This is a genomic window from Nocardioides okcheonensis (assembly GCF_020991065.1).
Taxonomy (GTDB): Bacteria; Actinomycetota; Actinomycetes; order Propionibacteriales; family Nocardioidaceae; genus Nocardioides; species Nocardioides okcheonensis.
The window spans coordinates 2,566,396-2,578,149 of record NZ_CP087710.1 but is presented as its reverse complement, the minus strand read 5'-3'; the positions used below and the strand labels follow the sequence as shown (position 1 = coordinate 2,578,149).

The window sequence follows — 11,754 nt, the reverse complement described above, 5'->3', positions numbered from 1 at the left end:
CCCGCCGTGCCCGTCGACGTCTACGGCGTACGCCACCACGGCCCCGGCTCGGCCCGGGCCGTGCGCGCCGCCCTCGAGGAGCGGCCGCCCGACCTGGTGCTGATCGAGGGCTGTCCCGAGCTCGACGCGATCGTCGACCTGCTCGGGGAGCCCGACATGGTGCCGCCGGTCGCGGCGCTCGTCCACGCCGCCGACGAGCCGCGACGGGCCGTGTTCTACCCCCTCGCGCACTTCTCGCCCGAGTGGGTCGCGGCCCGCTGGGCGCTCGGGAGGGGCGTCCCGGTCCGGTTCCTCGACCTGCCCGCGGCCCACGCGTTCGCGCTCGAGCAGCAGGAGGAGGCCGGGACCGATCCCGCGCCGAGCGTCCCGGCCGCCCGGCTCGACCCGATCGGCACGCTCGCCGCGACCGCGGGCTACGACGACGCCGAGCGCTGGTGGGAGGACGCGGTCGAGCAGCGCCACGACTCGCCGGCCCAGCGATTCGCGGCGATCAGCGCGGCCATGGCTGCGGTCCGTGACGCCGACGACCGCCCCGCCGACGACCCCGACGTACGCCGCAACGCGCGACGCGAGCAGTGGATGCGCAAGGTGCTGCGCGCCGAGGTCAGGGCAGCGCCCGAGGCGCGGATCGCGGTGGTGTGCGGCGCCTGGCACGCACCGGTGCTGGAGCCGGGTTCCTTCCCGCCCGCCAGCCGCGACACCGACCTGGTGAAGGGGCTGCCCCGCACCAAGGTGGCCGCGGCCTGGACGCCGTGGACCGCCGCGCGGCTGGGCTACGCCTCGGGCTACGGCGCGGGCGTCGCCGCGCCCGGGTGGTACCAGCACCTCTTCGAGCACCTGAGCCGGCCCGACCCGGACCCCCGCGACCTCGCGACGTCCTGGCTGGTGCGCGTGGCGCGGACGCTGCGCGAGGAACGGCTCGACGCCTCGACCGCCTCCGTGGTCGAGGCCGCGCGCCTCGCCGAGACCCTCGCCACGGTGCGCGGTCGGCCCTCCGTCGGGCTGAGCGAGCTCGACGACGCCGCGCAGAGCGTGCTCTGCGAGGGCTCGCGGCTCCCGCTCGACCTCGTCCACCAGCGCCTCGTGGTCGGCGAACAGCTCGGGTCGGTGCCGGATTCGGCGCCGCTCGTGCCGCTCGCGGCCGACCTCGCGCGCCAGCAGCGCACCCTGCGCCTGAAGCCGTCGGCGACGGTCCAGCAGCTCGACCTCGACCTGAGGCGCGAGAGCCAGCTCGCCCGGTCGGTCCTGCTCCACCGCCTCCGGCTGCTCGGCGTGGCCTGGGGCGAGCCCGCCGACACGGGACGCACCACCGGCACCTTCCGGGAGAGCTGGACGCTGGAGTGGCGGCCCGAGCTCGCGGTCGACCTCGTCGAGGCGGGTGTCTGGGGCACGACCGTGGCCGCGGCCGCGGCGGCCCGGGCGGCGGACCGCGCGACGCGCTCGGGCGACCTCGCCGAGCTGGCCGGGCTGGTCAGCACCTGCCTGACGGCCGACCTCCCCGACGGGGTCGAGGCGGTCCTCGACGCGCTGGACGCCCGCGCCGCCGCGCAGCACGACGTACCGGCGCTGCTCTCGACCGTCGAACCACTGGCCCGCACCTGCCGCTACGGCGACGTGCGCGGCGTCGACACCGACCGCGTGCGCCGCGTGCTGGCCGCGACCGTCGTCCGCGCCTGCGTCGGCCTGCCGATGGCCTGCGCGAGCCTGGACGAGGGCGCGGCGGCCGAGATGGTGACGGCGGTCGCGGCCGCCCAGCGCGGGCTGTCCCTGCTCGCCGACCCCGGGCTGGACGACGCGTGGGCCGCGGCCCTGGAGTCCGTCTCGACGCCCGACCACGTCGCCGGCGGGGTCGCCGGTCGCGCGACCCGCATCCTGCTCGACGGGGGGCGGCTCGACTCCGCCGACGCCGCCACCCGGATGGGCCGGCGGCTCTCGCTCGCCGCACCCGCGATCCAGGCAGCGGCGTGGCTCGACGGCTTCCTGGCCGGCGACGCCGTGCTGCTGGTCCACGACGACACGCTCCTCGGGCTCGTCGACACGTGGGTGGCCGAGCTCGACGAGCAGGTCTTCGAGGACCTGCTCCCGCTCGTCCGGCGGACCTTCTCCGCGTTCAGCGCCCCGGAGCGCCGCACCATCGGCGAGCAGCTGTCCCGCCTGGGCCGGTCCGACGCCGCGAGCGGCGCGACCGCCGGCGGCCCCGACCTGGAGCAGGCCGCACCGGCGCTGCGGGCGGTCGCGCGGCTCGTGGGGTGGGAGGTGGTGGAGCATGACGGAGCAGCCTGAGGGACGCGACCGGTTGACGCGGTGGCGCCTGGTCCTCGGCGGCGACGAGGCCGACGGGCTCACCCGGGCCGACGGCGCGGCGATCGGCCTCGGCGAGGACGACACCCGGCGCGACGGTGCGCTCGCCGCGCTCTACGACGGAGGGCGGCGCGGGGGTCTCGGCGGGTCCTCGCCGCGGGTCTCGCGGTGGCTCGGCGACATCAGGACCTACTTCCCGTCCTCGGTCGTGCAGGTGATGCAGGGCGACGCGATGCAGCGCCTGGGGCTGCGCCAGATGCTGCTCGAGCCCGAGACCATGCGCGCCGTGCAGCCCGACATCGCGCTCGTCAGCACCCTGATCGGGCTGGGTCGCGTGATCCCCGAGCACTCCCGCGACACGGCGCGCGCCGTCGTCCGCCAGGTCACCGACGAGCTCGAGGAGCGACTGCGCCAGCGCACCGTGCAGGCGGTCACGGGGGCGCTCGACCGCTCCGCGCGCACCCGCCGCCCGCGCCTGCGCGACGTCGACTGGCGGCGTACGGTCGCCGCCAACCTCAAGCACTACCTGCCCGAGCACCGCACGGTGGTGCCCGAGCGGCTGGTGGGCTACGCCCGGCGCTCGACGCAGGTCGAGCGGGAGATCGTGCTGTGCATCGACCAGTCCGGCTCGATGGCCGAGTCGATCGTGTACAGCTCGGTCTTCGGCGCGGTCCTGGCCTCCATCCGCTCGGTCAGCACCCGGCTCGTCGTCTTCGACACCGAGGTCGTCGACCTCACCGACGAGATCGACGACCCCGTCGACGTGCTGTTCGGGGTCCAGCTCGGCGGGGGCACCGACATCAACCGGGCCATCGCCTACTGCCAGGACCGGATCACGGCGCCGGCCGACACCGTGGTCGTCCTGATCAGCGACCTCTACGAGGGCGGCATCGCCGAGGAGATGGTGCGCCGCGCGCGCTCGATCGTGGAGTCGGGCGCGACGATGATCGCCCTGCTCGCACTCAGCGACTCCGGCCAGCCGTCCTTCGACGCCGACCACGCCGCGGCGCTCGCCGAGGTCGGGGTGCCGTCGTTCGCCTGCACGCCCGACCTGTTCCCGGACCTGATGGCCGCCGCGATCGAGAAGCGCGACATCGGCGAGTGGGCCGCCGCCCACGACGTGGTCACCACCCACGAGACGACCCGCCCGGCCTGACCGGGCGGGCGGGTCAGCGGCGCTGGCAGACCATCAGCGGGTTGCCGTCCGGGTCCTCGAACTGGACGAACGCGACGCTCCCGATGTCCTCCACGTCGCTCGTCACCGTGACCTCGAGGTCACGGAGGTGGCGCAGGGTCGCCTCCATGTCCTCGGTCCAGAAGAAGAAGCGCGGCGGACCCGTGGTGTCGAAGTCGTCGCGGTTCGCGTCGAGGGCGAGCCGGGTCGGGCCGTCGGTCGGGATGTCGGAGATGGTGCCGCCGTGGCTGCTCCCGACCGGCTCGAAGCCGAGCAGGTCGGCGTACCACCGGATCGACGCAGACATGTCGCGCACCGGGATGAACACCTGACCGACGATGCGCTGGATCGGGCTGCTCGAGCCGCGATGACCTCCGGGGTGCACGCTCACGCCTCCCAGGCGGGACCAGATCCGCCGAGCCGCTCGACGAGCGCGCGGCCCACGAACCCGGCGTTCGCGAGGCGTGCGTCGTCGGGCAGGTCGGGGAGGTTCTCCTCCCAGTCCAGGACGCAGGAGCCGCGCAGCTGCGGCATCCGGGTCGGGCGGCCGAAGAAGAACGGGTGCAGGTGGGCGCCGCCGTCGCCGTAGCGCCCGACGTGGCAGCGGCCCACGCTCGGCAGGCTCTCGACGGCGGCGCTGATCGCCACCATCAGCCGGCCCATCTCGGAGGCGAGGTCGTCGGGCAGGTCGGCGAGGTCGTGGTGGGCGCGCGGCTTGAGGATCAGCGTGACCGGCAGCTTCATCCCGGCGTCGGAGACGACCCAGCGCTCGTTGCTCCACACGGTCCGCGCCTCCTGCTCGGGCGTCGCGGGCGAGGCGCACGGGCAGTCGGCCGGGTCCTCGCCGCGCCGGTCGGCCTCGACGTCGGCCAGCGGCTCGAGCGGCTTGACCCGCAGCCCGTCGAGCTCGAACGGGAAGATGTCCCAGCCCGGCATCGCCTCGATCGCGACCGGCAGCCGGCCCTCGTCGTCCGTCGCCGCCGCGACCCGGGCGTAGAAGTCCTCGATGCTCTCCGGCTCGCTCATGGGGTGGAGTCAACCAGTCGACGCGGTGCTCAGGCCGGCGGCAGGGTGCCCTTCACCGTGGCGTCGAAGTCCCGGACGACGAGCCGGACTCCGCGGAGGGCCAGGTGCCGCACCCGGTGCGCAGAGGCGACCGCGTCGCGACGCTCCTTGCGGGCCTCCTGGGTCTCGAACATCTTCCAGCCCAGCGAGCGGTGGCTCGCGTCGATCTCGGCCTTGCGCTCCTCGAAGGCACGCGTGATGCGGGCGACCTTCCGGGCGTACGCCTCGCGCGCCGCGCGGTCGGTCGCGCGCGAGCGGTCGAAGTCGTGGCGCCGCCCCGTGGTGCCCGAGAGGTGCACGTTCCACGTCGAGCCCGTGTGGTCGGTGGCGAGCGTCCGGCCGACCCAGCTCCGTGGGTATCCCCGGCCGGCCTCCACGACCTCGGACGAGTGGGGGTCGAACGGCGTCACGGCCAGCGCCAGGGTGTCCCGCGGGGCGTCCACCCACGAGTTCCTGTAGAGCCGCGACGGGCTGCCGGTGGACGAGCACATCTGGCCGTCGCCCTGCTCCGCGCCGTCGAGCGTGTCGGTGAACGACGCGCACCACTCGTTGCGCGTGACGTCGATGACGGCGTCGCGTGGCAGCCGGCCGTCGACGTAGAACACCTCGCAGGCGACGCCGGAGAAGTCGAGCCGGTCGACGCCGACCAGCACGCCGGGCAGGCCCTCGACCGGGACCCGGTCGCTCGCCACCAGGGTCGACGGGCCGGAGGCCTTGGCCCCCTGCGGCGGACCGTCCCGCCCGAGGTCGGGGACTTGGGTGCAGGCCGTGGCCCGCCAGTCGTCGGCGGGCAGGGTGCCGGTCGGCTCGGCCGCGTGGGCGGCGACGGGCGACAGCAGCGTGGCGGCGACGAGGGCCGTGAGGGTCAGGGTGCGCACCGCGCGGAGTCTAGGCACGCCCGCGCCGCGGGGCGGGGTGAATCGCTCGACCCGCTCACCAGGGCGCGGGCTGGTAGTCCTTGAGGAAGCAGCCGTGGACGTCCTCGCCCTGCTCGCCGCGCACGATCGGGTCGTAGACCCGGGCCGCACCGTCGACGAGGTCGAGCGGCGCGTGCCAGCCCTCGGCGGCGATCCGGAGCTTCTCGTGGTGCGGACGCTCGTCGGTGATCCAGCCGGTGTCGACGGCCGTCATCAGGATGCGGTCGGTCTCGAACAGCTCGCCCGCGGAGGTGCGGGTCATCATGTTGAGCGCCGCCTTGGCCATGTTGGTGTGCGGGTGCCCGGCGCCCTTGTAGCGGCGGCCGCCGAACTGGCCCTCCATCGCGGAGACGTTGACGACGTAGGCCCGACGGGCGCCGGCCTGCACCGCCGCGCGCATCGCCGGGCGCAGCCGGGAGTTGATGAGGAACGGGGCGATCGAGTTGCAGAACTGCACCTCGAGGAGCTCCAGCGGGTCGACCTCGTCGAGGACCTGGGTCCACGAGTTGTTGTCCTGGATGTCGGGGATCAGCCCGCCCGCGTCGATGGCCGTGCCGGCGAGGTGCGCCTCCAGCGACGCGCCGCCCGCCTTGAGGGCGAGGGCGGTCAGCGACGCGGCGTTGTGGGCGGCCAGGGCGTGCTCGGGCGACTCGCCGTCGTGGTGGGCGACCGCGGTGGCGGACAGCGCGCCGGCGATCGCGGCCGGGTGCGCCTCGGAGATCCGGTCGAAGGTGACCATCTCGGGCAGCGCCGGCACCCCGAGCGAGTCGGCGGTCGGCAGCGGGGTGTTCTCGCCGTCGATGAGGTGGGAGTACGCCCCCGGCAGCCGGCGCACGGTCTGGCAGGCGTTGTTGATGATGATGTCGAGCGGTCCGTCGGCCGCGACGTCGTCGGTCAGCGAGATGACCTGGGTCGGGTCGCGCAGGTCGATGCCGACGACCTTGAGCCGGTGCAGCCAGTCGGCCGAGTCCTCCATCGCGGCGAACCGGCGCACGGCGTCGTGCGGGAAGCGGGTGGTGATGGTCGTGTGCGCGCCGTCGCGCAGGAGCCGCAGCGCGATGTACATCCCGATCTTCGCCCGGCCCCCGGTGAGCAGCGCCCGCTTGCCGGTGAGGTCGGTGCGCTGGTCGCGCTTGGCGTGGCTCATCGCGGCGCACGACGGGCACAGCCAGTGGTAGAACGCGTCGACGAGGGTGAAGTCCTGCTTGCAGATGTAGCACCCGCGCGCGGTGATCAGCTCGCCGGCGAAGGCGCCGGGCGCGGTCGAGACCAGCGGGATCCCGGCGGTCTCGTCGTCGATCCGCATCGGAGAGCCGGTCGCGGTCCGGGCGATGATCGCGAGGTCGTGCTGGAGCCGCTCCTGGCGGATCTCGGCGCGGCGCTGCTTCTTGATCAGCTTGTACATGTGCGACGCGGCGCGCTTCATCGTGCGTACGTCGTCGTGCTCGGGCGGCAGGTCCGCCACCTCGCGCAGCACCTCGAGGGCCACCGCCAGCTTGTCGGGATCGATGCCCGCGACGGGGCGGTCCTGCTGCTCGTTCACCGGAGAAGCGTAGGTGCGTGCCGGGGAACCGCGGTCATCCGCGGATCGCTGGGAGGACCGTCACGCCTCCCGCGCGGGCGAGCCGTTGATCCGGACCCGGTCGGCGCGCATGCCGTGCGCGAGCCCCCAGAGGACCGCCTTGGAGCGGGAGTCGACCTCGATCTTGCGGTAGGCCGAGCGGATGTAGGACTTGATGGAGTTGAGCGAGAGGAGCGTGCGGTCGGCGATCTCCTGGTTGCTCAGTCCCATCGTGATCAGCGAGATCACCTCGGCCTCGCGCGCCGTCAGGCCTTCCTCGCGTCCGGGCCAGTCGCCGCCCACGAGCGCGGAGCGTCCGCGCGAGGGCGAGACCACTACCTGTCCGGCGGAGATCGCGGCGAGGGCCTCGACGAGGCGGGAGGCGGGCAGGCTCTTGGACAGGTAACCGCGCACGCCGCGGTCGAGGGTCTCGCGGGTCAGCCAGGGCTGGAAGTTCCAGGTGTAGACCGCCACCCGGCGCACCTGCGGGTTCTCCACCAGCCGGCGCACGGAGTCGCCGTTGCCCTGCCCCATCCCGAAGGTGTCGTAGAGCGCCACGTCGACCGGCTGCGACACCGGTTTGCCTGCGACGAGCTCGACCACCTCGACGCGGTTGCTGTAGCTGCGCAGCATCGCGTCGAGCCCGCGGACGACGACCTCGTCGTCGTTGACGAGCGCGACTCGGATGACCATGCGCTCAACGTACTGCGGTTTATGTATGTTGTTGCCTCTGTTCAGTCGAAGGGGGAGACGTGCAGGACAGCACGGCGGTGGTCGAGGAGACCCGGACGGGCGGGCTCGGCATCCGCTGCGAGGGCGTCGTCCACCTCTACAAGACCTTCGGCGGCCACGACGTGGTCGCCCTGCGAGGCGTCGACCTCACCATCCGACCGGGCGAGCGCGTCGCGTTCCTCGGTCCCAGCGGCTCGGGCAAGTCGACCCTCCTGGCGCTGCTCGGCGGCATCCAGCGCCCCAGCGCCGGACGGATCTTCCTCGGCGACGAGGAGATCTCCCGGATGGGTGAGCGGTTCCTCGCCCGGATCCGCTCGCGCCAGGTCTCGACGATGCTCCAGGGCTCGACCCGCAACCTGCTGCCCTACGCCACGGCGCGGCAGAACATCGCCTTCGCCCGCCTCTCGCTGAGCGGTCGCGAGCGCGCGGACGCCCTCGTCGACACCGAGCTGCTCGACCGGGTCGGGCTCCTCGACCAGGCCGACCAGGTCGTCTCCACGATGTCCGGCGGCCAGCGCCAGCGCCTCGCGCTCGCCTGCGCGGTGTCGACCTCGCCGCGGCTGCTGCTCGCCGACGAGCCCACCAGCCAGCTCAGCCACGCCGACCGCGACCACGTCCTCCACCTCGTCCACTCCCTCGGCGACGACTTCGGCACCACGATCGTGGTGGTGACCCACCAGCCCGAGGTGGCGGCGACGTTCCCGCGCACGGTCACGATGAAGGGCGGGCGGGTCGGCGCCGAGGGCCACGGCGGCTCGGAGTACGCCGTCGTCGGCGAGGACGGCGTGCTCCACCTGCCTGGCCACATCGCCGCCGAGTGGCCGCCCGGCACGCTCGTGCGCTTCGAGGACGACGAGCAGGGCCGGATCGTCGTCACCCGCGCCAGCACCGAGGGGAACCCCGCATGAGCACCTCCGGACCCGGGCCCGGCACCGGCACGCTGGGCGGCTTCAGCGGCCGCCACGCCTCCGCCGCCGGCCTGCACCTCGACTCGGTGACCTACGTCGCCGGGCGCACGCTGCTCGACGACGTCAGCGTGGTGTTCCCCGCCGGCAAGGTCACGGCGCTGTCGGGCCCGAGCGGCTCGGGCAAGACGACGCTGCTCTCCATCGCCGGTGGCCTGCTGCAGGCGACGTCCGGCACGGCCGAGCTCGACGGACGCGAGACCTGGACCGGCGGCGGCGACCCGCTGCCCGAGGTCGCGTTCGTGCTCCAGGTCTACGGCCTGGTCCCGATCCTCTCGGCGCGCGAGAACGTCTCCATCGCCTTGCGCGCCCGCGGCGTCGCGCCGGCCGACGCGGACGAGGCCGCCGAGGCCGCGCTGGCCCGGTTCGGCATCGCCGACCTCGGCGAGCGGCAGGTCGAGGAGCTCTCCGGCGGCCAGATGCAGCGCGTCGCCTGCGCCCGCGGCTTCGTGGTCGGCGCGGCCGTGCTGCTCGCCGACGAGCCCACCTCCGAGCTCGACGAGGGCAACCGCGCCGTCGTGCTGCAGGAGCTGCGCGAGGAGGCGGCCCGCGGCGCCGTCGTCGTGGTCGCGACCCACGACCCGGCGGTCGTCGAGGCCTGCGACCTGCACATCGCCCTCGACGAGGGCCGGGTCCTGCAGTGAGGTCACCCGCGTGAGCCGTGTCCTGCGCGGCGCCTGGAGCCGTCGGGGAGCCCTGACGACCCTGGTGCTGATGACCCTCGTCGTGGTCGGCGGTGCCGTGACGGTGCTGCAGTTCGCCGTCGCCGCCGGCACCTCGCCGTGGCTGACCGCGCCGCTGCTGCTGATCGGGGCCGTGTCGGTCCCGAGCCTCGGCGCGGAGCTCGCCGCCGCGCGCCGCGAGGAGGTCGGCCTGGCCAGGCTGCGCGGCATCCACGGCCTGCGGCTGTGGCGCTTCGTGCTCGTCGAGCCGCTGCTCGCGATCGTCCTCGGCGCCCTGCTCGGCCTCGGCGTCGGCGCCGCCGGCACCGTCCTCGCCACCTCGACCTGGCTCGACGCGGCCGCCGATCCGATCGGTCGGCGGGCGCTGCTCGCCACCCTCGCCATCGCCGGCGTCGGCCTGGTCATCGTCTCGCTCGCCGCCGCGGCGGCCCTGCGCGAGCCGCTCGCCGTCCAGGTCGCGACCAGGCGCCGTCCGCGGCGTGCCACCACGCTCGTGGTCTTCCTGAGCGTGCTGGTCTTCGTGGGCGCGGGCGTCGCGGCCTACCGCAGCCGCGTGGCCGACGGCGAGCCCGACCTCGTGGTGCTCGTCGGCCCCGCGCTCGTCGGTCTGGCCCTCGGCCAGCTCGCGATCTGGGTCGTCCGCGTCGCCGCGCGCGGGCTCACCCCCGCCACCGAGAAGCGCGGGATCGGCGCCTTCCTCGCCGCCCGGCGCCTCGCCCGTGCCGACGACCTCGTCACCCCCGTACGCCTCGTGGTCGCGGCCGCGGTGGTCGGCACGCTCGCGCTCACCGGCGCCGTCGCGGTCGACGACTGGACCGGCGAGCAGTCGGCCGTGCAGGTGCCCGGCGTCCGCACGATCGACGCCACGGACCTCGGCGCGATGGGCGCCGCGGACCTCACCGACCGCGTCGACCCCGAGGGCGAGCACCTGATCGCCACCGCCACGGTCCCCAACGAGACCCGCCTCGCCGAGCGCCGGGCCTACGTCGACGCGGACCGCTGGGACGGCGTCGTCGGCGACTTCTACGACGGCACCCCCGCCGGCCCGGCGTCCACCGCCGTCCACCGGCTGGCCGGCGACGCCGAGCCCCTCCAGGTCTCCGGCAGGCGCCTCACCGTCACCGCCAGCGGGATCGAGGTGCCGCCACCGCGGAGGTTCGTCGGGGGTGGCGGCCAGACGACCACCTCCGGCGGCGGGCCGGCCGAGCTGGTGTTCAGCTACGTCACCTCGACCAACTCCTCCGGGAGCGCGACGGTGCCCTTCCGGGTCACGGCCGACGGCAGCCCGGTCACCCGCTCGGTCAGGCTCGCGGACTGCGTGGACGGGTGCACGGTGACCGGCCTGGGCCTGGGCCGCGACGACCAGTCGTTCTTCGACCGGCGCGACTTCGTGGTGCTGCTGGGCGGCGTGACGGTCGGCGACGTCGACCTCGTCGGCCAGCCGTGGATCCCCGACCCCGCCTCGCTCGAGGCCTCCCTGGCCAACCGGTTCTTCCCGGGCTACCGACCGCCGGACCCGCTGGTGGTCAACCGGCCCGACGGCCTGCAGGTAGCCCTGCTGCCGGACGCGGCGCTCGAGCTCCGCCTCGACCTCGGCGACTCCGCCGTTCCCGTGCTGGCGGCCGGCGAGGACCAGCCGCAGGCCCTCGACCTCGGCGGCGACGACCGCACCACCGAGGTGCTCGCGGAGGCCGACAACCTGCCGCTGGTCGGCAGCGTCGGGACGCTGTCCGACATCCGCACCTCCGCGATCGGCTCCGGACCGACCGTCCCGTCGGCCGAGGTCCAGGTCGTCGCGGCGCAGGGCACGCCGTCGGCGATGCTCGACGCCGTCGCCGAGGCGACCGGGTCGTCCTGGCGCACCCGCGACTCGGTCCGCTCCAGCCTCAGCGACGCCAACGGCGGCGCCCAGGCCGTGGCGTACGCCCTCACCGCCCTCGCCTGCGCGCTCGTCGCGCTGCTCGCGCTCGGCGCCGGCGTCGCCCGGCACGTGCGCGACTACCGCCGCGACGTCGCGGCGCTGCGGGTCGTCGGCATCTCCTCGGGCACCGCCCGCCGGGCCGGGCGTGCCGAGCTCACCGCGCTGACCGCGATCGTGCTGGTCGCCGTGGTCGCGGGCGGCTGGCTCGCCGTGGACCTGCTGCTCGGCGGACTGCCGCTGCTCGACGTCCCGGTCGCCGCGATCCCCCTCGACACTGCGCCCCGCGCGTGGCCGCTGGTCGTGCCGGCCGTCGTCGCGGCCCTCGCGGTGGTGCTGGTCGGCGGCCGCGCCCGCGGGGTGCGCGCCGCGACCACCCGACCCAGCCTGCTGCGGGAGGAGGAGGGATGACCTCACCCCACGACGTCCTCATCCTCC

General features: G+C 74.8%; 10 protein-coding genes. 5 read left to right on the top strand and 5 right to left on the bottom strand.

The window, feature by feature from the left end; all coding sequences use genetic code 11:
- Positions 1-6 precede the first annotated feature (6 nt).
- The gene (locus tag LN652_RS12455) at positions 7-2,283 is read left to right on the top strand and encodes a DUF5682 family protein (protein ID WP_230440951.1); all 2,277 of its coding nucleotides are present in this window, start codon (positions 7-9) and stop codon (positions 2,281-2,283) included.
- A complete protein-coding gene (locus LN652_RS12450) occupies positions 2,267-3,457 on the top strand; it encodes a VWA domain-containing protein (RefSeq protein ID WP_230440950.1) in 1,191 nt (396 codons plus the stop codon). Before LN652_RS12455 ends, LN652_RS12450 begins: the two co-directional genes overlap by 17 nt.
- Positions 3,458-3,470: 13 nt before the next feature.
- On the opposite strand, the gene LN652_RS12445 is transcribed toward LN652_RS12450, so the two are convergent.
- Genes LN652_RS12445 through LN652_RS12425 form a run of 5 tightly spaced genes read right to left on the bottom strand, consistent with a single transcriptional unit; the run spans position 3,471 to position 7,711 of the window.
- Entirely contained in the window at positions 3,471-3,866 is a 396-nt protein-coding gene (locus LN652_RS12445; RefSeq protein WP_230440949.1) for a VOC family protein, read from the bottom strand.
- Complete coding sequence (locus LN652_RS12440; RefSeq protein ID WP_230440948.1) at positions 3,863-4,501, bottom strand: hypothetical protein; 639 nt, start codon at positions 4,499-4,501, stop codon at positions 3,863-3,865. The genes LN652_RS12445 and LN652_RS12440 overlap by 4 nt, the downstream gene beginning before the upstream one ends.
- A 29-nt stretch (positions 4,502-4,530) precedes the next feature.
- Positions 4,531-5,418: a hypothetical protein gene (locus LN652_RS12435; RefSeq protein WP_230440947.1), complete on the bottom strand. Its 888-nt coding sequence runs from the start codon at positions 5,416-5,418 to the stop codon at positions 4,531-4,533.
- Between the two features lie 55 nt (positions 5,419-5,473).
- Positions 5,474-7,000, bottom strand: a complete 1,527-nt coding sequence (locus tag LN652_RS12430) for an SDR family NAD(P)-dependent oxidoreductase (protein WP_230440946.1) — start codon at positions 6,998-7,000, stop codon at positions 5,474-5,476.
- A gap of 60 nt (positions 7,001-7,060) precedes the next feature.
- Positions 7,061-7,711 carry a response regulator transcription factor gene (locus tag LN652_RS12425; RefSeq protein ID WP_230440945.1) on the bottom strand — a complete coding sequence of 217 codons (651 nt, stop codon included), beginning with the start codon at positions 7,709-7,711 and terminating at the stop codon, positions 7,061-7,063.
- Positions 7,712-7,770: 59 nt separating this feature from the next.
- Between LN652_RS12425 and LN652_RS12420 the strand changes: the two genes are divergently transcribed.
- Genes LN652_RS12420 through LN652_RS12410 form a run of 3 tightly spaced genes read left to right on the top strand, consistent with a single transcriptional unit; the run spans position 7,771 to position 11,727 of the window.
- Positions 7,771-8,658 carry an ABC transporter ATP-binding protein gene (locus LN652_RS12420; protein ID WP_230440944.1) on the top strand — a complete coding sequence of 296 codons (888 nt, stop codon included), beginning with the start codon at positions 7,771-7,773 and terminating at the stop codon, positions 8,656-8,658.
- A complete protein-coding gene (locus LN652_RS12415; protein WP_230440943.1) occupies positions 8,655-9,359 on the top strand; it encodes an ATP-binding cassette domain-containing protein in 705 nt (234 codons plus the stop codon). The genes LN652_RS12420 and LN652_RS12415 overlap by 4 nt, the downstream gene beginning before the upstream one ends.
- Positions 9,360-9,369: 10 nt before the next feature.
- Positions 9,370-11,727: a hypothetical protein gene (locus LN652_RS12410; RefSeq protein WP_230440942.1), complete on the top strand. Its 2,358-nt coding sequence runs from the start codon at positions 9,370-9,372 to the stop codon at positions 11,725-11,727.
- Positions 11,728-11,754: the final 27 nt, after the last annotated feature.

Coding starts and splice junctions, on each gene's coding strand:
- LN652_RS12425 (WP_230440945.1), bottom strand. CDS start 7,711: ATGGTCATCCGAGTCGCGCTCGTCAACGACGACGAGGTCGTCGTCCGC.
- LN652_RS12415 (WP_230440943.1), top strand. CDS start 8,655: ATGAGCACCTCCGGACCCGGGCCCGGCACCGGCACGCTGGGCGGCTTC.
- LN652_RS12450 (WP_230440950.1), top strand. CDS start 2,267: ATGACGGAGCAGCCTGAGGGACGCGACCGGTTGACGCGGTGGCGCCTG.
- LN652_RS12440 (WP_230440948.1), bottom strand. CDS start 4,501: ATGAGCGAGCCGGAGAGCATCGAGGACTTCTACGCCCGGGTCGCGGCG.